Origin of the sequence: Pseudomonas sp. (assembly GCF_049590575.1) — a bacterium.
In the GTDB taxonomy this organism is placed as follows: Bacteria; Pseudomonadota; Gammaproteobacteria; order Pseudomonadales; family Pseudomonadaceae; genus Aquipseudomonas.
In genome coordinates, this window is record NZ_JBAWDE010000444.1 from 37,638 (window position 1) to 60,344 (window position 22,707).

Below are 22,707 nucleotides of genomic sequence, written 5' to 3' on the forward strand. Positions count from 1 at the left end.
CTTAATCTGCCAGGGCGATTGGCCCGATTTCATCGAACACGTCACCCGGCCCCGGGTTTTCGGGGTGAGTGCTGCCGCCAAAGTGGGTCATGATGCCCCACACCGCATTCAGTGAGGTTTGTACTGCGCCTTCCACCCAGGCGGGGGTCCAGGACACGTCGTCGCCGGCGATAAAAATCCCACGTTGTTCAGCGGGCATGTCCTTCTGCATGAAGTGCGCATACATACGCTGGTTGTAGCGATAGTGACCGGGCAGCGCGCCCTTGAAAGCCCCGAGGAAATGCGGATCGGCTTCCCAGGACACGGTGATCGGGTCGCCGATGATGCGTGCCTTGATATCGACTTTCGGGTAGATCTTTTTCAGTGCGTCGAGGGCCAGCTTCACGCGCTTGTCGATGGGCTGCGGCAACATTTTCAGGGCGTCGCTCATCCACGAGTACGACAGGCAGATCACGCCCGGCTTGTCGTCGCCGTTATCGAACAGGTAGGTACCACGGGTCAGGCGATCGGTGAGGGTCATGCTCATCAGGTCACGGCCGGTTTCCGGGTCTTTGTCTTTCCAGAACGGGCGGTCGACCATCACGAAGGTTTTCGACGACTGCATGTAACGCGTGCGGTCCAGGGCCATCCACATTTTTTGCGAGAACAGGGTCTCGTCGCATTCGATTTGGGTGGTCAGCAGCCAGCTCTGGCAGGTGGTCAACACGGCGGCGTATTCGCGGGTATCGCCATAGTTGTCGGTGACCGCGAAACGGCCGTCGGCGGCGTGGGCGATACGCGCGACCCCGGCGCGTGGTGCGCCGCGGTGCAACGAGCTGAGGCTGGTGCCCGCGGGCCAGTGGGCGCAACGCTCTGGGACGTGGCGCCAGATGCCCATAGGCACCTGTGCCACGCCGCCGACCACGAGGTGTTGGTGGTCGTCGCAGTTGGTCATCACCACGCGGAAGATTTCCAGCATCGAGTTGGGGAAGTCAGAGTCCCAGCCGCCGGTGCCGAAACCGACCTGGCCAAACACTTCGCGGTGCAGGAACGAGAGCTTGGCGAACGCCTTGGAGGTGGCGACAAAGTCATAGAACGTGCGGTCGTCCCACAGCGGCACCAGCTTATTCCACAGCTCTTTGAGGCGCGGTACGTCGCGGTCGCGGATGGCTTGCTGAATATCGCCGAACTGCGAGCCGGCCTCCAGCGCATCGGCCCAGGCGTCAGCGACTTCCTGGAACAGCACCGGCAAGTCCGAGAGTTTCTGTGCGTAGTGGGTCTGGCCTTCCAGGTCGATCACCGTGCTGCCGGAAGCCGGAGTCAGCGGGTTGGGGAAGGGTTTGGTTTCCAGGCCCAGCTTGTCTACGTAGTGATAGAACGCGGTGGACGACACCGGGAAACGCATGCCGCCCAGCTCGGCGATGATGCCTTCGGCACCCTCAAAGGCCTGCGAGCGCAGGCGGCCGCCCATTTTCGAGGCTTCATACACCACTGGCTTGAGACCCAACTTCATCAGCTCATACGCGGCCACCAGGCCGGCGATCCCGGCACCCACGATCGCCACTTCGGCGCCATGGTTGGCCGCGGGGATGCTGCCCAGCCCGGCGGGGTGCTCGATCCAGTCATCAAAGGCGAACGGAAAATCCGGGCCGAAAATGGTGATGGGTTTCTTGCCGTCTGCGGGGTGGCGATTGGTCTTGCTGATGGTGCTGGACGGAATGCTCATGGCTGACCCTTGCTGACGACTCGGCGTGGCGTGACCCGCTGAGTATAGGAAAAGATGGCAGCCAGTTTAGGGAGCGTTGCGCTCGTTAATAAGACGCAATGTGTCGTCGGTTTGAATTGGTTTTGGTCAATGTGACGAAGTCGGTGGTCAGATTGGCTGTCCGCGATCCAGTTTGTTACTGAGGATGATCGAAGTGGTGGTTTTTTCTACCCCGTCGACGCTGCCAATCTGGTCGAGCAATTGGTCCAACTGCTCCGGCGAATCCGTGCGCAGCCACGCCACATAATCGAACTCACCACTCACCGCACATAGCTGCTGCACCTGGGCCATGGCACTCAGCCTGCGCAACACCTCTTTGCCCGAGCGCGGTTGCACGGTAATGCCCACATAGGCCTGCAACCCCCCGTCCGCCACGCGCTGGCCGAGGCGTACGCCGTACCCGGTGATCACCTGGGTTTTCTCCAGCCGCGCCAGGCGCGAGGTCACCGTAGTGCGCGCGATGCCCAACTGCCGGGCGAGCATCGCCACACTCTCGCGGGCGTTGATCTGCAAGGCGGCGATCAGTTGGCGATCGATTTCATCGAGGACGGGCAAGGGTGGGGCTCCAGTGCGGAATGCGATGGGTTGGCATCTTACAGCCTTGCGTATCTTGAGCGTCGTCCTCCATAGTTTTAGGACTTTTCTGGCATACCCACACACTATGTCATTCCGATCATGGCGCCCCCCCTGGGCATTGTGCCGCAGGGCGCTATCGGTACATTCCTGTGGTTTTTTCTCGGCGTAGGCCGCTCGGCCAGTCCTCCGGCATTTCGTTCGATATAGACCGCGCTTTTTGCATTTCACTGAGCGGGCGCGCCGACAGGCGAAAACTGTTCAGCCAGACGGTAACCCCATGCATCTCCAATTCGATTGAGTTCTTCACTGTCGAAGCTTGCGCCGATCCTGTCCGTGGATGCTATGAGTCGCACCAAGCAATCGCGGTCAAAGCCTTGGCGCAAGGTTGGGAGCGGGTGCTGATATTTGAGGACGACGCCAAGCCGTACACACTTAGCGCCAGGCAAATCGGTTGGGTTAACAGGTTTCTGCGGCGCGACCGATTTGAAGTGCTTCACTTGGGCTACACCATGGGGCGTATTTGGATGACATGGTTTCCCTATATCGCTCGCGGCAGGGTGGTGGCGCTGCACGCATACATCATTTCGCGTGACGGTTGCAGGGTGTTAGCTGAAACGCCTTACAACGGCTTACCGGTCGATGTGATGTTCAAACGGAAAATAAAGCAGCACTGCGTTTTCCCGATGCTGTTTCGCCAACAACCTGCGGTACTGACGGGCAGCAATATTGAAGCCTGCGCCATGAATGACGACGATTGGTGGCAGCGGAACTGGCGCCGGCACCGGTTATCTGCGCTCAAAAATAGTTGGAGAACGCTGCTACGTTTCAAGTTTTGAATAATCGATCGAAGAAGAGATTGTGAAATCAGGCCGTACAAACGAAAAAAGCCGCGCAATGCGCGGCTTTTTTGTGTGGTGGGCCCAGCAGGACTCGAACCTGCGACCAAGGGATTATGAGTCCCCTGCTCTAACCAACTGAGCTATAGGCCCTCAGTAGGTCGCGGATTATAACGATGGTTTCTCCACTGTGCCATCCGAAAAGTCTGAAACGCTCATGTGTAAAAACGTGGCCGCAAAAAGCTCCGGCGGTAGGGGCAGGCTGACGATGTAGCCCTGCATCTGTTCACAGCCTTCGGCGGCCAGGAAGTCTTGCTGCGCCGGATTTTCCACGCCTTCGGCGATGATGGTGAATTGCATGCTGTGGCCCAGGGCGATGATGGCGCGCACGATCGCGGCGTCGTGGGGGTCGTCGGGCAGGCCGCGGACGAAGGATTGGTCGATTTTCAGGAAGTCCAGCGGCAGGCGCTTGAGGTAGCTGAGGGATGAATAACCGGTGCCGAAGTCATCGATCGCCAGTTGTACGCCCAGGCGTTTGAGTTGGTGCAGGACCTCCAGTGCCTCCTCGGCCTGGCTCATGATGAAGTTTTCGGTGATCTCCAGTTGCAGGCAGCCTGGGTCGAGCTGGTGGTCGCTCAGCAGCTGTTCGACGCGCGCCAGCAAGCCAGGGTGGCGCAATTGTGCGCCGGCAAGGTTGACCGAGAGCGGGCCGAAATCTTCGAAGCCGGTTTGCCAGGCGTGCATTTGCCGGCAGGCCTGTTCGAGCACCCAGTCGCCAATTTGCAGGATCATGCCGTTTTCTTCGGCCAGGGCGATGAAGTGTTCGGGCGGCACGTCGCCAAACGTGGGGTGGTGCCAGCGGATCAGGGCTTCGGCGCCGATCAGTTCCTGGGTCTCCAGGCTCAGTTTGGGTTGGTAATACAGGGTCAGTTCGTCGCGCTCGATGGCACGGCGCAGTTCGTGTTCCAGGGCCACGCGCTCGTTGGCCTGGGCGGTGAGGTCGCGGGTGTAGCATTCGACGCGGTTACGCCCCTTGGCCTTGGAGCGGTACATCGCGGCGTCGGCATTTTTGACCAGCGTGGCAACGTCGGTGCCGTCCTGTGGGTAGAGGCTGGTGCCGATACTCGCACTGATAAAGAACTCGTGTTCGCCAGCCTGAAACGGCGGGGTAAAGCAGGCCAGCAGCTTGTTCGCCAAGTACTGGGCGTCGCTGGCTTGCTGCAGGCCGGGCAGCAGGATGATGAACTCATCGCCACCCAGGCGGGCGACGGTGTCGATATCGCGCAGTTGTTCCTTGAGGCGCACGGCGATGTCTTTAAGCAGCAGGTCACCGATGGGATGGCCCAGGCTGTCGTTGATGTGTTTGAAGCGGTCCAGGTCCAGAAACAGCACGGCGCCTTGCTTGCCGGTCTCTTGATGGCCGTTAAGGGCGGCCTGCAATCGGCTTTCAAACAGGGTGCGGTTCGGCAGGCCGGTCAGGGGGTCGTGGTGTGCCTGATAGTCGAGGCGCGCCTGGGCCAGCTTGAGGCTGGAGATGTCGGCAAACACGGCGACAAAGTGCGTGATCTTTTGGTCACGGTTGCGTACGGCGCTGATGGTCAGCCAGCTGGGGTACAGCTCGCCGTTCTTGCGACGGTTGGAAATCTCGCCCTGCCAGTGGCCTTGGGCGGTCAGCTGGTGCCACATCGCGGCGTAGAACGCGCTGTCATGCAGGCCGGAGGCGAGCAGGCGCGGCGTATTGCCGAGGGCTTCGGCTTCGCTGTAACCGGTAATTTCGCTGAAGGCGCGGTTGACGGCACTGATGTTCTGCTGGGTGTCGGTGATCAATACGCCTTCGGCGGTGCTCTCGAACACGGTCGCCGCCTGTTGCAGTTTTTCCTGCATCAGTTGGCGTTCGGTGATATCGCGGGCAATGGTCAGCATGCAGTCTTCCCCGGCAATCGGCAGCGGGCGGCTTGAGACTTCGCAGAGCCGAATCTGTCCGTCGCTGCGACGTATATGGCAGATGAAGTCACGCACGAAACCATCGCGCTGCATCAGTTCCAGCATGTGCTTGCGTTCGTTGAGATCGACCCAAATGCCCAGTTCCAGGGTTGATTGATCGAGGGATGCCGCGCTGTTGAAACCGGTTATACGGCTGAAACCATCGTTCACTTCAATCAGCAGGCCGTCCCGCTGTCGGCTCAGCAGCAATCCGTCGGGAGAGGCATGGAAAGCCTTGGCGAATTTCTCTTCGGAGGTTTGCAGCTGTTGCTGGGTTTCCTTGAGCTGGGTGATATCGCGCACCACTACCACCAGGGCCTCGGTGGTGTCGAGCTGGAAAGGCTCGGCTGAAATCAGCCCGGTGAATGACTGGCCGTTGCTGCGCAGGAAGGGCATCTCCAGGTTGCGAATGCTGGTGGTCTGCACCTGTTTCAGCAGGTCCGGCCCGATGCCTGGGATACCCCAGATATTCAGGGTGGTGGCGGTTTTGCCGAGCACCTCTTCGGCACTCAGGCCGACTTGATCCTCGAACGCCTTGTTGACCTCCAGCAGGCAACCATCCGACAGCCGCGCGATGACCAGAATGTCCGGGCACTGTTGGAACACCGAAGCAAACTTCTGCTCGGAAAGTTGCAGCGCTTCTTCGGTACGTTTGGCTTCGCTGATGTCGATCATCAGCCCGCGCAGCACCGGTTCATGGCCGTGTTCGATCAGGCTGACAATGTCGCGTACCCACAGGCAGCGGCCGTCGGCGGTGATCACCCGGTAATCGACACTGTGATCGCGGTTGGCGCGGGTTTCGCGGTAGCAATAGGCTTCGGTGCGCGTCAGGTCGGCCGGGTGAATGATGTTGCGCCAGAAACCTGGAATCAGCCAATGCGCCCGCGGGTAGCCGAGCAGGTCCTCGGCATGCGGTGATACGTAGCTGTAGGTGAAGTCGGTGATGCTGGCTTCCCAGGCGATGGCGGACAGGCTCTCCACCAGGCCGCGATAGTGGTATTCACTGCTGCGCAGTTCCTGTTCGAGCGCCACCCGGCGGGCAATTTCCGAGCTGAGTCGGCGATTGATCCGAATCACGATGGCCAACACGGTGACCAGCAACAGCACGGCGGGCAGGCCGTATAGCAGCAGGTCGGTCCAGAATGTCCGGTTATCGGTGAATTTGCCTACCCAGTGTTGCTGAATCGTACTGGTTTCTTCCGGGCTGAGATCGGCAAGCACTTTGTCGAGTATGCCCACCAGCATCTTGTCCTCGCGCGGCACGCCCATCGCCAATTGATAGCGGTAAGGCGTTTCGCCACTGACGTACAGGCCGTCGAGTTTGAGTTCGCGCAAGCTCCACACACTGGACGCCAGGTCGCTGACCACGGCGTCTACTTCACCGGTCGCCAGGGCTTGCAACGTGGAGCTGACGTTGGGCATGGCGACCAGGTTGAGGTCTGGGTGGTGCGTGCGCAACAGTTCGTGGGGAGCGTAGTTTTCCACCACGGCGATTTTCAGCCCGTAGAGATCCTTGAGGTTACGCGGCCGGGGCCCACCTTCATGGGCCAGGATGACCATCGGAAAGTCAATGTAAGGCCGGGTGAACGCCAGGTAGTCCTGACGCTCCGGCGTGGACATGATGCTGGGGATCAGATTCAACTGATTGTTTCGCGCAAGCTCAAGCACCGCGCCCCAGCTCGGCGGCTCGATCAGCTTGATCCTGACGCCGAGACGGTCCTGGATCAGGCGCACGTAGTCCGCTGCCAGGCCTTGGTAGCGGCCATCCGCATCACGGTATTCAAAAGGTGGCCATGACGCGTCCACCCCCAAGCTCAGCTCTTGATGGTCCGCCAGCCAGCCACGCTCATCATCAGTAAGAGTCAACGCGCCAGCCGTTGCGGTCCAGGTCATCAGCGACAGCAGCAACACAGTCGGCAATCTGGGCATAACGGTCTCGTTATGGCACGGGGAATGTTTCGAGTGTAGACGGGCATTGCGGGGGAGGGGTGTTGCTGAGGGTTTTATCGATACAAAACAAAACCCCCGGCCTAAGCCGGGGGTTTTGGTATCACTCGTCGAGGAAGGAGCGCAGATGCTCGCTTCGCGTCGGGTGGCGCAACTTGCGCAGCGCCTTGGCCTCGATTTGACGGATCCGCTCACGGGTCACGTCAAACTGTTTACCGACTTCCTCAAGGGTGTGGTCGGTATTCATGTCGATGCCGAAACGCATGCGCAGTACCTTGGCTTCACGAGCAGTGAGGCCGGACAGTACGTCGCGAGTCGCTTCCTTAAGGCTCTCAACGGTGGCGACATCGATTGGCGACTGCATGGTCGAGTCTTCGATGAAGTCACCCAGATGGGAGTCTTCGTCATCACCGATCGGGGTTTCCATGGAGATCGGCTCTTTAGCGATCTTCAATACCTTGCGGATTTTATCCTCAGGCATTTCCATGCGTTCGCCCAGCTCTTCCGGGGTCGGTTCGCGACCCATTTCCTGCAACATCTGCCGGGAAATACGGTTGAGCTTGTTGATCGTCTCGATCATGTGCACCGGAATACGGATGGTGCGGGCCTGGTCGGCGATCGAGCGAGTGATCGCCTGACGGATCCACCAGGTGGCATAAGTCGAGAACTTGTAGCCGCGACGGTATTCGAACTTGTCCACAGCCTTCATCAAGCCGATGTTGCCTTCCTGGATCAGATCGAGGAATTGCAGGCCACGGTTGGTGTACTTCTTAGCGATGGAGATCACCAGACGCAAGTTCGCTTCAACCATCTCTTTCTTCGCGCGGCGGGCCTTGGCCTCACCGATCGACATGCGACGGTTGATGTCCTTGATCTCGGCAATCGTCAGACCGGTTTCGGTCTCAAGCGCGGTCAGCTTCTGCTGGCAACGGATGATGTCGGGCTGCAGGCGACCAATGGCTTCGGCGTATTTCGCCTTGCCCTTGGCCAGTGCGTCGGTCCAGCTTTCGTCGACTTCGTTGCCCGGGAACTGGCGCAGGAAGTCGGCACGCGGCATGCGCGCATCACGCACACACAGCTGCATGATCGCACGCTCTTGTGCACGCAGACGCTCAAGGGCACTGCGAACACGCTCAACAAGGCCTTCGAATTGCTTCGGTACCAGCTTGATCGGCATGAACAGCTCTGCCAGCGCCAACAGCTCGGCAATTGCCTGCTTGTTGGAGCGACCGTGCTTTTTCAGGGCCTTGCGGGTGATTTCCATTTGATCGGAAACCGCACCGAAACGCTGGGCAGCGATGATCGGATCTGGACCGCTTTCGACTTCGTCTTCGTCATCACTGCTGGCTTCAGCATCGTCGTCTTCGGTGTCGTCGTCGGCTTTGACCGCTTTCGGATCGACAGGCGGCGGTACTTCGGCGGCAGGCGGCGCAATGCCGTCGTCCGGGTCGATGTAACCGCTCAGGACGTCGGACAGGCGACCACCTTCGGTGGTGACGCGAGTGTACTCGGAGAGAATGTGGTCAACCGTGCCAGGGAAGTGCGCAATGGCGCCCATCACTTCACGGATACCCTCTTCAATACGCTTGGCGATTTCGATTTCGCCTTCGCGTGTCAGCAACTCGACGGTACCCATTTCACGCATATACATGCGCACAGGGTCAGTCGTGCGACCGATGTCGGTCTCCACCGCGGCCAACGCGGCAGCGGCTTCTTCAGCGGCTGCCTCGTCGGTATCGGCGTCGGCCAACATAAGGGCGTCCGCATCCGGAGCACTCTCGTGTACGGGGATCCCCATGTCATTAATCATGCGGATGATGTCTTCCACCTGCTCAGGATCTGAAATATCCTCAGGCAGGTGATCGTTGACCTCTGCGTAAGTCAGATACTTCTGCTCACGACCAAGGGTGATCAACTCTTTGATACGAGACTGCTGTTGCGCTTTTCCGGACATAACACCCTATCCACTGAAGGTCTTGGCGGGCAAAAAACAAGCCGAGGATTATACCCGAGCTATGACCTCACACGCCAGCTGAGGTCGGGTTTGATGCGGAAACATTCTGTTTTAAGAGGTCGCGCATCTGTTTTGCTATCTGAATTTGCTCTTCAGCCGACAATCCTGGCTGCCTTGCTCTCTTGATGAGTTCATCGAGGGTCTGCGTGTGCTGACCCGCGGATAACCTAGTAATGGTGTCTAAAAACTGTTGTTCAAGGTTATCGCCGTCAATTAGCCACTCCTTTTCCGCGAGCGCTTTCAATAAACGACCTTGTTCGGTGCCGTGCCAGCGAGCCATCAGCTGAATAGAGTTTAGCTTAGGATTTTTCTGCATGGCCTCGATCAGGGCAATCAGCACCTGGGCGTAGGTGTTGCTCTCGTTGGCAAAGTGATCGGCACTTTCAACCTTGCCCGCCAATTGCGGGTGATGGATGAGCGTGCGCAAGGCAATCAGCGTCGGGGCCTCTACGGCAACCGGCGTGCGCGGGGCATAGGCCTCATCGCGATCCGCGCGCTTGCCGTTCTTGCTCCACGGTTTTTTATCCCATTTCTTGCCGCCGGCACCGGGCTTCTTCGGCGTCCACTCCTGCTGGGGCGTGTAGGCCTCCTGCGATTGGTGGAAATCGGCATAGTCCGGCATGGCGTCGTAATCCATGCCCGGGTCGTAGGCGGGCGGTGCGTCCTGCGGTGCGCTGTGCACCAGTTGGCTGACGGCCTCGCCACTCAAGCCGGTGATTTGCTGCAGGCGCTGGCGCATCAGGGTGCGCAGGTTGGCGCCAGGCACCTTGTCGATCAGCGGCGCGGCGAGGGTGGCCATGTGGGCCTTGCCTTCGAGCGAGCGCGGGTCGGCTTCTTCGGTCAGTTGCTGGAAGAAATAATCCGCCAGCGGCTGCGCATGTTGGTTGATTCGTGCACGGAATGCGTCGGTGCCTTCGGAGCGCACCAAGGTGTCCGGGTCTTCGCCCTCGGGCAGGAACAGGAAGCGCGCGCGGCGTCCGTCCTGCAGGCTCGACAGCGTCGCTTCGAGGGCGCGCCAGGCGGCGTTACGCCCGGCCTGGTCGCCGTCGAAACAGAACAGTACGCTGGGCACCACGCGGAACAGGCGCTTCAGGTGTTCCTCGCTGGTCGCGGTGCCCAGGGTGGCCACGGCATTGCGCAGGCCTTGCTGAGCCAGGGCGATCACGTCCATATAGCCTTCAACCACGATGATTTCATCAAGGTTGCGATTGTTCTTGCGCGCCTCGAACAGCCCGTACAGCTCTTGGCCCTTATGAAACACTGGGGTTTCCGGGGAGTTCAGGTACTTGGGCTTGTCGTCCCCCAGCACGCGACCACCAAAGGCGATGATGCGGCCACGGCTGTCGCGGATCGGGAACATCACGCGGTCGCGGAAGCGGTCATAGCGTTTGCCGGTTTCGGCGTTTTCCACCAACAGGCCGGCATCGATCATGGCTTTCTGCTGCAGGGTGTCGCTGCTCAAGTGCTTGTAGAGATTATCCCAGCCGGGCGGCGCGAAGCCGAGGCCGAAGTCGCGAGCGATTTCACCGGTGAGGCCGCGCCCCTTGAGGTACTCGACAGCGGCTTTGCGCTGCGGATGGCTTTTAAGTGCCTGACGATAGAATTCGGCGGCGGCCGTCAGCAGCGGGTACAGCGGCGAGTCGGTGGGTTGCCGCGGTTTGTGCGGGCGGCCACTTTCTTCGCGGGGCACTTCCATGCCGGCGGCTTTGGCCAGGTCCTCGATCGCCTGGGGGAAGTCCAGGTTGTCGTGGTCCATGAGAAAACCGAGGGCATTGCCGCCCGCGCCGCAGCCGAAGCAGTAATAGAACTGCTTGTCGGGGCTGACGCTGAATGACGGGGTTTTCTCTTTGTGGAACGGGCAGCAGGCGGTGTAGTTCTTGCCGGCTTTTTTCAATTGCACGCGCGAGCTGACAACATCGACGATGTCGGTGCGGTTCAGAAGGTCGTCAATAAAGCTCTGGGGAATTAGCCCGGCCATGGCGTTCTCGTCATCACTGCGTGTAAATGAGGGCCCGTGACATGTTCAAGCGCGCGTATCGAGTGCTTGAGCATCTGGCGTCTGCTTGGGTTGTCAGGAAGTGTATCTGCCGAATAATCACTGACGTTAGTTCAAGGTCAGTTTTCGGCTTGGAAATGTTGCCCCAGGCGTCCGGTCTTGGCCAGTGGTGGCCTCGGAAGCTCGTCGTTGGGCACAGTCGACCTGAAGATCGGCTGGTTGAAAAATGAGTGTGCTCGTCAGTAGCCTTGTTAGGCTCGTCAGAAGAGACGCGCACCGCTGGCAGAAAAGCCAGTCCTGACGTGTGAAGCAGTTCGTTTCAGTCGCATGTGCGGCATCAACGGTGAAGCATCAAGCGATATCCGCAAATGCCAACAGCCCGGCTGAGGGCCGGGCTTGGCAGAAGCTTGCTACGAACGTCTGTGTATTAGTACAGACGAACGGCGCGGCGCTGTTCGCGCTGAACTTTCTTGGCGTGACGCTTAACAGCGGCTGCTGCTTTACGCTTACGCTCAGAAGTTGGCTTCTCATAAAATTCGCGGCTACGAACTTCAGCCAGAACACCGGCTTTTTCGCAGGAGCGCTTGAAACGACGCAGAGCTACGTCGAAGGGTTCGTTCTCTTTTACTTTGACGGCTGGCATCCAGAGCTACCTTCTTTCATTACCGGGAATCAACGTTCTCGTCGCAAAAAATTCGCGGCTGAGGTCGTCGGTTTTTAAGGGTTGCGGATGTTAACCCCTCATTGCCCGGAATGCAAAGCCTCTGATCGAAAACCGCTAGTCGGGAGGGGGAGCGGCGACTATTATGCGCGCCTTCGAATTCAGCCTCTACAAGGCGCAAACCCATGCTAGTACTGGGACTTGAAACCTCCTGCGACGAAACCGGTGTCGCACTTTACGACAGTGAACGCGGGCTTTTGGCCGATGCACTGTTCAGTCAGATCGACCTGCACCGCGCGTATGGCGGGGTGGTGCCGGAGCTCGCCAGCCGTGATCACGTCAAGCGCATGCTGCCGTTGATTCGCCAGGTGCTGGACGAGGCCGGCTGCGTGCCGACCGAGATCGATGCGATTGCCTACACGGCCGGCCCCGGATTGGTCGGAGCCCTGCTGGTTGGGGCCTCTTGCGCCCAGGCGCTGGCCTTTGCCTGGGGCATTCCGGCCCTGGGTGTGCACCATATGGAAGGCCATTTACTGGCGCCGATGCTGGAAAAAACACCGCCGCAGTTCCCGTTCGTCGCTTTGTTGGTTTCGGGCGGCCATACGCAGCTGGTTCAGGTCGATGGGATCGGTCAATACACGCTGTTGGGTGAGTCCCTGGATGACGCTGCGGGCGAAGCATTCGACAAGACTGCGAAGATGATGGGCCTCAATTATCCGGGTGGCCCGGAAATCGCCCGCCTCGCCGAAAAAGGCACGCCGGGCCGCTACACCTTCCCGCGCCCGATGTGCGACCGGCCGGGCCTGATGTTCAGCTTCAGCGGTTTGAAAACTTCTGCGCTGAACACCTGGCAGCACAGCGTCAGCGCCGGGGACGACAGTGAGCAAGCCCGTTGCGACATCGCGCTGGCGTTCCAGCAGGCCGTGGTGGAGACTTTGACCATCAAGTGCAAGCGCGCCCTGAAACAGGCGGGCATGAAGCGCCTGGTGATCGCAGGCGGCGTCAGCGCCAACAAGGCCTTGCGTGCTTCACTGGAGAAAATGCTCGGCGATATGCAAGGCGACGTGTTCTACGCGCGGCCGGAGTTCTGCACCGACAATGGCGCGATGATCGCCTATGCCGGTTGCCAGCGTTTGCAGGCCGGGCAACATGAAAGCCTGGCGATCAGCGTGCAGGCACGCTGGCCGATGGAGCAATTGTCACCGCTGTGAGCCGCAACGTGAGCCGGGCTCATCGAACGGATTTAAAAATGCCGTTCGCGCCCGGCAAACAGGTCGCGTAAATTGCCCCGGTGGCGCCAGACAATCAACAGCGTGAGCACGCTCATCGGCAGCAGCGCCGCCGGTTCCTGCCAAGCCAGCAGCGGCAGGGTGAGCGGGGTGGCGATCAGTGCGGCCAGCGAGCTGGTGCGGGTCAGGTAGAACGTCAGCAACCAGGCGAGAACGGCCAGCAGCGCCGCTGGCGGGTAGATCCCCAGCAGCATGCCGGCCGCCGTGGCAACACCTTTGCCACCGCGAAAGCGGAAGTACAACGGAAACAGATGGCCCAGGACCGCGCACACGCCTACCCAGGCCTGCTGTTGCAGGGAAAGGCCGGCGAGGCTGGCGATCAGCACGGGCAACAGGCCCTTGCAGACGTCGCCCAGCAGCGTGAGTACGGCGAGCTTCTTGCCGGCCAGGCGCAACATATTGGTGGCGCCGGCATTGCCTGAGCCACTCATTCGCGGGTCGGGGTTTCCCGTCAGGCGGCTGAGCAAAATGGCGAAGGACAGCGAGCCGAGCAGGTAGGCGAAGATCGCCAGTGACCAAAACATGCTAACTATTCCGGGCGAGGACGCCCTGATTCTAACGGGGCATCGCGCCCTTGTCGTGCTGCGGAGAAGAGCTTGGACAGAGTGTTTATCGAAGGCCTGGAAGTCGACACCGTGATCGGGGCCTACGACTGGGAGCGCGGCATCAAGCAATGCCTGCGCCTGGACCTGAGCTTCGCCTGGGACAACCGACCGGCTGCGACCGGTGATGACCTGACCCTGGCACTGGATTACGCCAGCGTGTCCACGCGTATCCAGGCCTTTGCCGAGCAATCCCAGTACCAACTGGTGGAGACCTTTGCCGAGCGTCTGGCCGAAGTGCTGATGAGTGAGTTCCAGATTCCCTGGCTGCACCTCAAGTTGACCAAGCCCGGAGCCGTCCCGGCTGCCAAAGGCGTGGGCGTGGAGATCGAGCGCGGATGTCGCTAACTCAGGTTTACCTTGGCCTTGGCAGCAATATCGAGCGCGAGACTCATTTGTGCGCTGGCCTTGATGCGCTGGCGGGGTTCTTGACGGATATGCGCTGTTCGGCGGTATTCGAAAGCCAGCCGGTGGGCATCAAGAGCGGGCTGTTCTTCAATCTGGTGGTGTCGGCCTATACCGATTTGCCGTTGATGGAATTGGATCGTCGGCTCAAGTTCATCGAGGCCGATAACGGTCGGTATGCGCCGGACCGTAAAGGCCTGCCACTGGATATCGATGTGCTGTTGTATGGCGACCTTGTGGGCAATTTCGACGGCTTGATCCTGCCGCGCGCGGAGATCCTGAAAAACGCCTTTGTGTTGTGGCCATTGTCATTGATGGCGCCCGACCGCGTGCATCCTGAGGCCGGCAAGACCCTGGCGGAGCTGTGGCGCAATGCGCAGATTGACCAGGTGCTGGCGCCTGTCGGCTTCGAATGGCGGGGCCAGCCACTCACCCCGGCGGATCTGCTCTAGCCGCCGATCCTCTTGGCTTGACCGGTTACAAATGTGGGAGCGGGCTTGCCCGCGAAAGCGGTGGTTCAGTCAACATAGATGTTTGCTGGGCGGACGTCTTCGCGGGCAAGCCCGCTCCCACACGTTATGCGCTTGACTGAATGGCAATGGTGCAAGCCCGCTTGCCACAAAGGCTGGCGTCTACAGGCTGTGCTGTTGCTTATAAGCTTTCAGCGCATTGAGCCGTTCGCGTTTTAGCGCCTCGCCCAGCGCTGGGCCTTTGAAGCCTTTCTCCAGCAGGGGAGCCACCGCCACTTCGCGCGCAACCGTCGCTGCGCCGCGTAAATAATCCGCTTGTGGATAACTTCTTTGCTCGAGCCCTTTGCGGCCCCGGGCGTCCATTTCGCAACTCACCACAAACTCTTCAAAACGCTGCGGCCGTCGATAAACGTCGAAACTCTGCAGCAACTCCAGCAGCGTCGAGGCTTTCAGCTCGAGGGCGCGATGGCCATGGGTGTGATACTGGCCGACCAGAAGCGCCAGTTCCTGGCAGTCCTTGGGCACTTTGAACCGTTCGTTCACTTGTTTTATCAGCGTCAAGCCCCGGTGCTCGTGGGCAATATGCTGCGGTAACTTATCCACAGGCGTCAGGCTCTTGCCCACGTCATGCAGCAAGCAGGCCCAGCGCACGGTCAATGGCTGCTTATGTAAAGCCGCCTGTTCCAGCACGCTGAGGGTGTGCACCCCGGTGTCGATCTCCGGGTGGTGGGCCTCGGGCTGTGGCACGCCGAACAGCGCGTTCACTTCCGGCATCAGGGTTTTCAAGGCGTCGCAATCGCGCAAAACCTGAATAAATACCTGAGGCTGATCTTCCATCAATGCGCGGGAAATTTCCTTCCAGCTGCGCTCAGGCGTTAGGGCCTCCAACTCGCCGGATTCGCTGAGCTGGCGCATCAGCTCCAGCGTCTCGGGGGCTACCGTAAAACCCAGGTGAGCGTAACGCGCGGCGAAGCGTGCAACGCGCAGCACTCGCAGGGGATCTTCGGCGAAGGCGGGTGAAACGTGGCGCAAGATGCGCGCTTGCAGATCGCGCTGGCCATCGTAGGGATCGGTCAGATTGCCGTCATCGTCTTCGGCCATGGCGTTGATCGTCAGGTCGCGCCGAATCAGGTCCTCGTCCAGGGTCACCTCGGGGCTGGCGTGAAACACAAAGCCACCGTAACCCCGGCCGCTTTTGCGCTCGGTACGGGCGAGCGCGTACTCATCGCCGTTGTTTGGATCGAGGAATACCGGGAAGTCAGCGCCCACTGGCTTATAGCCCTTGGCGAGCATCTCTTCGGTGGTTGCGCCGACGACGACGCGATCGATGTCGGTCACCTTGATGCCCAGCAGGCGGTCACGTACAGCGCCGCCGACTTTGTAGATTTTCATGAAAAAGCCTCCATTAGCGGCACAGGATAACGCCTGCGCCTGACCAATGGAGGCTTTGCTGTTTCAGAGGTGTACGACGGCCAGGTCCAGGCGGCCGTAGTCGCCGTCGTTGTGATCGCTGCGCGGCGGAACATGGTGGGTTTTCATGACCTGATCGCCTTGCAGGGTCTCCAGATGGATGTCGAACCCCCACAGCCGATGCAGGTGCTTGAGCACTTCCTCGGTGGATTCGCCCAGGGGTTTGCGGTCGTGCTGCTGGTGACGCAGGGTCAGCGAGCGGTCGCCGCGCACGTCGATGCTGTAGATCTGCACGTTGGGTTCGCGGTTGCCCAGGTTGTACTGCGCCGCCAGGGTTTCGCGGATGGTGCGGTAGCCGGGCTCGTCATGGATGGCCGGTACCAGCAGGTCGTCCTTGAGGTCATCGTCCATGATGCTGAACAGCTTGAGGTCGCGGATGACCTGGGGTGACAGGTACTGCAGGATAAAGCTCTCGTCCTTGAAGCTGCTCATGGCGAACTTGATGGTCGACAGCCAATCGCTGCCGGCGATTTCCGGGAACCAGCGGCGATCCTCCTCGGTGGGGTGTTCGCACATGCGCCGAATGTCGCGGTACATGGCGAAGCCCAGGGCGTAGGGGTTGATGCCGCTGTAATAGGGGCTGTCAAAGCCGGGTTGGAATACCACACTGGTGTGGGACGTGAGGAACTCCATCATGAAACCGTCGGTGACTAGGCCTTCGTCGTACAGGTCGTTCATCAGGGTGTAGTGCCAGAACGTCGCCCAGCCTTCGTTCATCACCTGGGTCTGGCGCTGTGGGTAAAAGTACTGGGCGATCTTGCGCACGATCCGCACGATCTCGCGTTGCCAAGGTTCCAGCAGAGGCGCGTGCTTTTCCAGAAAATACAGGATATTTTCCTGAGGTTCGGCGGGGAAGCGCGCATTGTCCTTGTCGCTGTTTTTCCCGGCTTTTTTAGGGATGGTGCGCCACAGGTCGTTGATCTGCTTCTGCAGGTGTTCCTCGCGCTCCTTCTGGCGCAAGCGTTCTTCCTCGGCGGAAATCGGGTATGGACGTTTGTAGCGGTCGACTCCGTAGTTCATCAACGCATGGCAGGAGTCGAGCAGGTCTTCGACCGCATCGATGCCGTGGCGCTCTTCGCATTGCATGATGTACTGCTTGGCGAACACCAGGTAATCGATGATCGAACTGGCGTCCGTCCAGGTGCGGAACAGGTAGTTGCCCTTGAAAAAGCTGTTGTGCCCATAGCAGGCATGGGCCACCACCAGCGCCTGCATGCAGATGGTGTTTTCTTCCATCAGGTAGGCGATGCACGGGTCGGAGTTGATCACGATCTCGTAGGCCAGGCCCATCTGGCCTCGGGTGTAGGACTTTTCGGTGCTAAGGAAGTGCTTGCCGTAGGACCAATGATGATAACCCAAGGGCATGCCGACGGAGGCGTAGGCGTCCATCATCTGTTCGGCGGTGATCACTTCGATCTGGTTAGGGTAGGTATCCAGGGCATAACCCGCCGCGATGCGGCTGATTTCCCGGTCGTAGGCCTGGATCAGTTCAAAGGTCCACTCGGACCCTGTGGAGATGGGTTGGCGCTTATGCTCTTTTTTGGCGGTCATGTCACTAACCTGCGCTGGAAGAGTTCACGGAAGACCGGGTAGATATCGCCGGCCGAGACCAGTTGCTGCTGGGCGAACGTGTCGGCAAAGGCTTCGCCGATGCGCTCGTATTCGAACCACAGGGCCTGGTGCTCACGAGGGGTGATTTCGACGTAGGTGTAGTACTGCACGAACGGCATGATCTGGTTGATCAGGATGTCGCGGCAGATCGGCGAGTCGTCGTTCCAGTTGTCGCCGTCAGACGCTTGGGCCGCGTAGATATTCCACTCATTGGCCGGGTAACGCTCGGCCATGATCTCCTGCATCAGCTTCAACGCGCTGGAGACGATGGTGCCGCCAGTTTCCCGTGAATAGAAGAACTCTTCCTCGTCGACCTCGCGCGCGCTGGTGTGATGGCGGATGAACACCACATCGATCTTGTCGTAATTGCGCTTCAGGAACAGGTACAGCAGGATGAAGAAGCGCTTGGCGATATCCTTGGTGGCCTGGGTCATCGAGCCGGACACGTCCATCAGGCAGAACATCACAGCCTTGGAGCTGGGGTTGGGTTGCTTGACCAGCAGGTTGTACTTGAGGTCGAAGGTGTCGAGGAACGGCACACGGTGAATGCGCGCGCTGAGCTTCTCGATTTCTGCCTCGATTTGCTGGATATCACCGAAGTTGTCCGGTTCTTCACGCTTGAGGCGCGCCAACTCTTCCTTGGCTTCCTTCAGTTTGGCGCGGCTGCTGCCGGACAGGGCGATGCGCCGGGCATGGGCCGAGCGCAGGGTGCGGATGATGTTGATCCGCGACGGGTTGCCCTCGTTGCTGATCCCGGCGCGCACGGTTTTGAAGGTGTCGGTGCCGGTCAGGTTGCGCTTGACCAGGTTGGGCAGCTCCAGGTCCTCGAACATGAATTCGAGGAATTCTTCCTGGGTGATCTGGAACACGAACTCATCCATGCCTTCGCCGGAATTGCCCGCCTTGCCGGGGCCTTTACCGCCGCCACCGCCTTGGGGGCGCTGGATATGTTCGCCGGTGGTGAATTCTTTGTTACCCGGATGCACGACCGTCTGTTTGCCGCCGCGGCCGTGGTGCAGCACCGGTTCGTCAATGTCGCGCCCAGGAATACTGATTTGTTCGCCATGTTCCATGTCGGTAATGGAACGGCGGCTGACGGCCTCTTCAACCGCCTTTTTGATGTGGTCACGGTAACGCCGCAGGAAACGCTGGCGGTTTACCGTGCTCTTGTTCTTGCCATTGAGGCGTCGGTCGATCACATAGCTCATGGGGAGCCCTCCGGGCAGCTTCACGTTACAAGCTTCAAGCCGCGAGCTGGAAGCTTAGAGACAAGCGGTCAGCTGCCAGGCCAATAGCCTGGCAGCCTGAGCTCGTCGCTGCCTTACTGTGATTTACGAACCCGCAGGTACCACTCGGAGAGCAGCCGTACCTGTTTGTCGGTGTAGCCGCGCTCGACCATTCGTGTGACGAAGTCGTTGTGTTTTTGCTGATCCTCCTTGCTGGCCTTGGCGTTGAAGCTGATGACCGGCAGCAGGTCCTCGGTGTTGGAGAACATTTTCTTCTCGATGACCACCCGCAGCTTCTCGTAGCTGAGCCAGGTAGGGTTCTTGCCGTTGTTGTTGGCGCGGGCGCGCAGCACGAAGTTGACGATTTCGTTGCGGAAATCCTTCGGATTGCTGATGCCTGCGGGTTTTTCGATCTTTTCCAGCTCCTCGTTGAGGGCCACGCGGTTGAGGATTTCGCCGGTTTCCGGGTCGCGGTATTCCTGGTCCTGAATCCAGAAGTCGGCGTACAGCACATAGCGGTCGAAGATGTTCTGGCCGTACTCGCTGTAGGACTCCAGGTACGCGGTCTGGATTTCCTTGCCGATAAACTCGATGTAGCGCGGCGCCAGGTATTCCTTGAGGAAGCGCAGGTAGCGCTCGCGGGTTTCGGCCTGGAATTGCTCCTGTTCGATCTGCTGTTCCAGCACATACAGCAAATGCACCGGGTTGGCGGCGATTTCGTGGGGGTCGAAGTTGAAGACTTTGGAGAGGATCTTGAACGCAAAACGAGTGGAAAGGCCGTTCATGCCCTCATCCACGCCTGCCGTGTCACGGTATTCCTGGATCGACTTGGCCTTGGGATCGGTGTCCTTGAGGTTTTCGCCGTCGTACACGCGCATCTTCGAATAGATGTTCGAGTTTTCCGGCTCCTTGAGGCGTGACAGCACGGTGAACTGCGCGAGCATCTTCAGGGTGTCAGGCGCGCAATGAGCCTTGGCCAGCGAGCTGTTGAACAGCAGCTTGTCGTAGATCTTGATTTCGTCGCTGACCCGCAGGCAGTACGGCACCTTGACGATGTAGATCCGGTCGATGAAGGCTTCGTTGTTCTTGTTGTTGCGGAAGGTGTGCCATTCCGATTCGTTGGAGTGGGCCAGCAGGATCCCGGTGAACGGAATCGCCCCAAGGCCTTCGGTACTGTTGTAGTTGCCTTCCTGGGTCGCGGTGAGCAATGGGTGCAGCACCTTGATCGGCGCCTTGAACATTTCCACGAACTCCATCAGGCCCTGGTTGGCCCGGCACAGCGCGCCCGAGTAGCTGTAGGCGTCGGCATCGTTCTGTGGGTATTCCTCCAGTTTGCGGATATCGACCTTGCCCACCAGTGCCGAAATATCCTGGTTGTTCTCGTCCCCAGGTTCAGTCTTGGCCACGCCGATCTGGTTGAGGATCGACGGATAGAGTTTCACCACGCGGAACTGGCTGATGTCCCCGCCAAACTCCGCCAGGCGCTTGGTGGCCCAGGGCGACATGATGGTGTTGAGGTAGCGCCGTGGGATGCCGAAGTCTTCTTCGAGAATCGCGCCATCTTCCGTGGCGTTGAACAGGCCCAGGGGCGACTCGAAGACCGGTGAGCCCTTGATCGCGTAGAAGGGCACCTTCTCGATCAATTGTTTGAGTTTTTCGGCCAGGGACGATTTACCGCCGCCGACGGGACCCAGCAGGTAGAGGATCTGTTTCTTCTCTTCCAGGCCTTGGGCGGCATGGCGGAAGTAAGAGACGATCTGGTCAATGCATTCTTCCATTCCGTGGAAGTCTTCAAAGGCCGGATAGCGGCGGATCACCTTGTTGGAAAAGATTCGCGACAGGCGCGAATTATTCGCGGTTTCCACCAGCTCCGGCTCGCCAATCGCCAAGAGCAGGCGTTCGGCGGCAGACGCGTAGGTGCTGCGGTCCTGTTTGCACAGCTCGAGATACTCTTGCAGCGTGAGTTCTTCCTGCTGTGTGGACGCGAAGCGTTGTTGGAAGTGGCTAAAGATACTCATGACGTCGTCACCTCGCTCGATACGTGGAGCCGACGCAGGGTCAATCAGTCGATGCTGGCAGTCATTGGTGATCAACCAATGGCCGTTTCCCCCCAAACACCCTGAAACGTTACCGATGACCCGCACGCCGGTGTACCGGCTCTCCCCTGATTCGGATGGCCTGCGCTTAAGGATAGTTCGGAATCCGGGAGGTCAAGGCGCGATGCGCAATTAGTTTGGCTGCGCCGTTCGTCAGAATCGGCGCGAGCCCAAGCGTCACGCGGGGTAGCGGGGTGTGAAAAAAATTATTGCGAATCGCCTGAAGCAATTTCCGCAGGAAAGGTCGCACGCCACAGCTCAAAGCCGCCATCCAGGCTATAGACGTCGGAGAAGCCCTGGCTGATCAGGTACGCCGCCGCGCTCTGGCTGGAGTTGCCGTGGTAGCAGGCCACGATCACCGGCGCGTCGAGGTCGGCGGCGCGGATGAAGTCTTGAATGTTGTGGTTGTCCAAATGCTGCGCGCCGCTGATGTGAGCTGCTGCATAGGTGGGTTGATCGCGGATATCAACCACCACCGCGCCTTGCTCGCGCAGGGCCTGGGCTTGTTCGGGAGGGATGCGTTTGAATTCGCTCATGGCGGGCTCCTACGGCTTGGCGGCCGGCAGTGTGACGGGAAGGGGGGATTCGCACTCGCAGCTCAGGCGCTCGCCAGTGTCGATGTTCATCAGGGTCATAGCGCCGCCCCACACGCAGCCGGTGTCGAGGGCGAACACGCCGGGTTCGTCACACTTGCCTTCGAGGGCTGCCCAGTGGCCGAAGATGATCTTCGTGCCTCGGGTCTTGCGTTCCTTGTGGGCGAACCAGGGTTTGTAGCCGGGCAGCGCGGTGTCGGCGCCTTCCTTGCTTTTGAGGTCCAGCTTGCCTTCGGCGGTGCAGAAGCGCATGCGCGTGAAGTAGTTGGTGATCACGCGCAGGCGGGCGACACCGGTGAGGTCGTTGTCCCACTTCACCGGCTCGTTGCCGTACATGCCGTCGAGGTAGGTGGTGTACAGGCTGTCATCGGCCAGCGCGCGCTCGACTTCGGCGGCGCACTTGAGGGCTTTTTTCAGTGTCCACTGGGGCGGGATGCCCGCATGCACCAGCGCCATGTCGCGGCCTGCGTCGTAGTGCATGATCTTTTGCCGGCGTACCCAATCAAGCAGCTCGGCGCAATCGGGCGCTTCGAGGATTTCCCGCAGCGTATCGCCCTTTTTCAGACGCTCGATGTTACTGGCGGCGGCGAGCAGGTGCAGGTCGTGGTTGCCCAGTACGCACACCAGTGAGTCGCGCATCTTATAAAGAAAGCGCAGGGTTTCCAGGGACTCGGGGCCGCGGTTGACCAGGTCGCCCACCAGCCACAGGCGGTCGTTCGCTGGGTCGAAAGCGACCCGTTCGAGCAGGCACTTGAGGGGGGCCAGGCAGCCTTGCAGGTCACCGACCGCGTACGTCGCCATCAGTGCAGGGCTCCGGGCACCGCCAGGCGGAAGGGCGCGATGACGGCGTCGAACAGCTGGCCGTCGGTGGCTTTCATCTGATACGAGCCTTGCATGGTGCCGACCTTGGAGGTCATCACCGTGCCGCTGCTGTAGGTATGGCTGGCGCCGGCGTCGATCAACGGTTGCTGGCCAACCACCCCAGCGCCGCGCACTTCCTCGACCTGGCCGTCGCCGTCGGTGATTACCCAGTGGCGCGACAGCAGCTTGGCCGGCACCAGCCCGTTGTTTTTCACCGTGATGGTGTAGGCAAAGGCGAAGCGGTTCTGTTCAGGTTGCGATTGGTCCGCCAGGAAGCGGGTGACGACGCTGACGTCGATCTGGTAGCGAGGATCGGACATGCAAGAG

Annotated in this window: 18 protein-coding genes and 1 tRNA gene; 4 read left to right on the forward strand and 15 right to left on the reverse strand. The window is 59.9% G+C overall.

The genetic code is table 11. The annotated features are described in order from the left end of the window. Position 1 precedes the first annotated feature (1 nt). Together WBR57_RS30570 and WBR57_RS30575 are read right to left on the reverse strand one after the other, a co-directional pair. On the reverse strand, positions 2 to 1,684 hold the full coding sequence (locus tag WBR57_RS30570; RefSeq protein WP_122542405.1) for an NAD(P)/FAD-dependent oxidoreductase: 1,683 nt from the start codon (positions 1,682 to 1,684) through the stop codon (positions 2 to 4). 168 nt (positions 1,685 to 1,852) lie between these two features. Continuing rightward, positions 1,853 to 2,299 (reverse strand): Lrp/AsnC family transcriptional regulator, encoded by a 447-nt coding sequence (locus tag WBR57_RS30575; protein ID WP_032883895.1) that lies wholly within the window; start codon positions 2,297 to 2,299, stop codon positions 1,853 to 1,855. 170 nt (positions 2,300 to 2,469) lie between these two features. On the opposite strand from WBR57_RS30575, the gene WBR57_RS30580 reads away from it, so the two are divergent. After that, positions 2,470 to 3,156, forward strand: a complete 687-nt coding sequence (locus WBR57_RS30580; RefSeq protein WP_424089386.1) for a hypothetical protein — start codon at positions 2,470 to 2,472, stop codon at positions 3,154 to 3,156. Between the two features lie 76 nt (positions 3,157 to 3,232). On the opposite strand, the gene WBR57_RS30585 is transcribed toward WBR57_RS30580, so the two are convergent. From WBR57_RS30585 to rpsU, 5 genes are all read right to left on the reverse strand, one after another. Then, a tRNA-Ile gene (locus WBR57_RS30585) sits at positions 3,233 to 3,309 on the reverse strand. A 15-nt stretch (positions 3,310 to 3,324) separates the two neighbouring features. Next, the gene (locus WBR57_RS30590; protein ID WP_424089388.1) at positions 3,325 to 7,068 is read right to left on the reverse strand and encodes an EAL domain-containing protein; all 3,744 of its coding nucleotides are present in this window, start codon (positions 7,066 to 7,068) and stop codon (positions 3,325 to 3,327) included. A 121-nt stretch (positions 7,069 to 7,189) separates the two neighbouring features. Further along, positions 7,190 to 9,040: an RNA polymerase sigma factor RpoD gene (gene rpoD, locus WBR57_RS30595; protein WP_424089391.1), complete on the reverse strand. Its 1,851-nt coding sequence runs from the start codon at positions 9,038 to 9,040 to the stop codon at positions 7,190 to 7,192. Positions 9,041 to 9,107: 67 nt separating this feature from the next. Further along, complete coding sequence (dnaG, locus tag WBR57_RS30600; RefSeq protein WP_424089393.1) at positions 9,108 to 11,078, reverse strand: DNA primase; 1,971 nt, start codon at positions 11,076 to 11,078, stop codon at positions 9,108 to 9,110. Positions 11,079 to 11,523: 445 nt separating this feature from the next. Next, complete coding sequence (rpsU, locus tag WBR57_RS30605; RefSeq protein ID WP_002551877.1) at positions 11,524 to 11,739, reverse strand: 30S ribosomal protein S21; 216 nt, start codon at positions 11,737 to 11,739, stop codon at positions 11,524 to 11,526. A 203-nt stretch (positions 11,740 to 11,942) separates the two neighbouring features. Here rpsU and tsaD point away from each other — a divergent pair, with 203 nt between their 5' ends. Continuing rightward, a complete protein-coding gene (gene tsaD / locus WBR57_RS30610) occupies positions 11,943 to 12,968 on the forward strand; it encodes a tRNA (adenosine(37)-N6)-threonylcarbamoyltransferase complex transferase subunit TsaD (RefSeq protein WP_424089395.1) in 1,026 nt (341 codons plus the stop codon). A gap of 32 nt (positions 12,969 to 13,000) precedes the next feature. On the opposite strand, the gene plsY is transcribed toward tsaD, so the two are convergent. After that, entirely contained in the window at positions 13,001 to 13,570 is a 570-nt protein-coding gene (gene plsY / locus WBR57_RS30615) for a glycerol-3-phosphate 1-O-acyltransferase PlsY (RefSeq protein WP_122542323.1), read from the reverse strand. A gap of 72 nt (positions 13,571 to 13,642) precedes the next feature. On the opposite strand from plsY, the gene folB reads away from it, so the two are divergent. After that, the gene (gene folB, locus WBR57_RS30620; RefSeq protein ID WP_424089397.1) at positions 13,643 to 13,996 is read left to right on the forward strand and encodes a dihydroneopterin aldolase; all 354 of its coding nucleotides are present in this window, start codon (positions 13,643 to 13,645) and stop codon (positions 13,994 to 13,996) included. Next, complete coding sequence (folK, locus tag WBR57_RS30625) at positions 13,987 to 14,505, forward strand: 2-amino-4-hydroxy-6-hydroxymethyldihydropteridine diphosphokinase (RefSeq protein WP_424089399.1); 519 nt, start codon at positions 13,987 to 13,989, stop codon at positions 14,503 to 14,505. Before folB ends, folK begins: the two co-directional genes overlap by 10 nt. A 180-nt stretch (positions 14,506 to 14,685) precedes the next feature. On the opposite strand, the gene WBR57_RS30630 is transcribed toward folK, so the two are convergent. The 7 genes from WBR57_RS30630 to apaG form a co-directional block, all read right to left on the reverse strand. Continuing rightward, entirely contained in the window at positions 14,686 to 15,915 is a 1,230-nt protein-coding gene (locus WBR57_RS30630) for a multifunctional CCA addition/repair protein (RefSeq protein ID WP_424089401.1), read from the reverse strand. A 63-nt stretch (positions 15,916 to 15,978) separates the two neighbouring features. Then, positions 15,979 to 17,544, reverse strand: a complete 1,566-nt coding sequence (locus WBR57_RS30635) for a SpoVR family protein (protein WP_424089403.1) — start codon at positions 17,542 to 17,544, stop codon at positions 15,979 to 15,981. Next, positions 17,541 to 18,812 carry a YeaH/YhbH family protein gene (locus WBR57_RS30640; RefSeq protein WP_017138057.1) on the reverse strand — a complete coding sequence of 424 codons (1,272 nt, stop codon included), beginning with the start codon at positions 18,810 to 18,812 and terminating at the stop codon, positions 17,541 to 17,543. Before WBR57_RS30640 ends, WBR57_RS30635 begins: the two co-directional genes overlap by 4 nt. A 113-nt stretch (positions 18,813 to 18,925) precedes the next feature. After that, entirely contained in the window at positions 18,926 to 20,848 is a 1,923-nt protein-coding gene (locus WBR57_RS30645; RefSeq protein WP_122542333.1) for a PrkA family serine protein kinase, read from the reverse strand. Positions 20,849 to 21,132: 284 nt separating this feature from the next. Beyond that, positions 21,133 to 21,462: a thiosulfate sulfurtransferase GlpE gene (gene glpE, locus WBR57_RS30650; RefSeq protein WP_424089405.1), complete on the reverse strand. Its 330-nt coding sequence runs from the start codon at positions 21,460 to 21,462 to the stop codon at positions 21,133 to 21,135. A gap of 9 nt (positions 21,463 to 21,471) precedes the next feature. Further along, positions 21,472 to 22,320: a symmetrical bis(5'-nucleosyl)-tetraphosphatase gene (locus WBR57_RS30655; RefSeq protein WP_424089407.1), complete on the reverse strand. Its 849-nt coding sequence runs from the start codon at positions 22,318 to 22,320 to the stop codon at positions 21,472 to 21,474. Next, a complete protein-coding gene (apaG, locus tag WBR57_RS30660; RefSeq protein ID WP_424089409.1) occupies positions 22,320 to 22,700 on the reverse strand; it encodes a Co2+/Mg2+ efflux protein ApaG in 381 nt (126 codons plus the stop codon). The genes WBR57_RS30655 and apaG overlap by 1 nt, the downstream gene beginning before the upstream one ends. Positions 22,701 to 22,707 lie beyond the last annotated feature (7 nt).

Bases quoted from the DNA above. Each gene is read 5' to 3' on its own strand.
- WBR57_RS30590 (WP_424089388.1), bottom strand. From the start codon at position 7,068: ATGCCCAGATTGCCGACTGTGTTGCTGCTGTCGCTGATGACCTGGACC.
- rpoD (WP_424089391.1), bottom strand. From the start codon at position 9,040: ATGTCCGGAAAAGCGCAACAGCAGTCTCGTATCAAAGAGTTGATCACC.
- dnaG (WP_424089393.1), bottom strand. From the start codon at position 11,078: ATGGCCGGGCTAATTCCCCAGAGCTTTATTGACGACCTTCTGAACCGC.
- rpsU (WP_002551877.1), bottom strand. From the start codon at position 11,739: ATGCCAGCCGTCAAAGTAAAAGAGAACGAACCCTTCGACGTAGCTCTG.
- tsaD (WP_424089395.1), top strand. From the start codon at position 11,943: ATGCTAGTACTGGGACTTGAAACCTCCTGCGACGAAACCGGTGTCGCA.
- plsY (WP_122542323.1), bottom strand. From the start codon at position 13,570: ATGTTTTGGTCACTGGCGATCTTCGCCTACCTGCTCGGCTCGCTGTCC.
- folK (WP_424089399.1), top strand. From the start codon at position 13,987: ATGTCGCTAACTCAGGTTTACCTTGGCCTTGGCAGCAATATCGAGCGC.
- WBR57_RS30630 (WP_424089401.1), bottom strand. From the start codon at position 15,915: ATGAAAATCTACAAAGTCGGCGGCGCTGTACGTGACCGCCTGCTGGGC.
- WBR57_RS30635 (WP_424089403.1), bottom strand. From the start codon at position 17,544: ATGACCGCCAAAAAAGAGCATAAGCGCCAACCCATCTCCACAGGGTCC.
- WBR57_RS30640 (WP_017138057.1), bottom strand. From the start codon at position 18,812: ATGAGCTATGTGATCGACCGACGCCTCAATGGCAAGAACAAGAGCACG.
- WBR57_RS30645 (WP_122542333.1), bottom strand. From the start codon at position 20,848: ATGAGTATCTTTAGCCACTTCCAACAACGCTTCGCGTCCACACAGCAG.
- glpE (WP_424089405.1), bottom strand. From the start codon at position 21,462: ATGAGCGAATTCAAACGCATCCCTCCCGAACAAGCCCAGGCCCTGCGC.
- WBR57_RS30655 (WP_424089407.1), bottom strand. From the start codon at position 22,320: ATGGCGACGTACGCGGTCGGTGACCTGCAAGGCTGCCTGGCCCCCCTC.
- apaG (WP_424089409.1), bottom strand. From the start codon at position 22,700: ATGTCCGATCCTCGCTACCAGATCGACGTCAGCGTCGTCACCCGCTTC.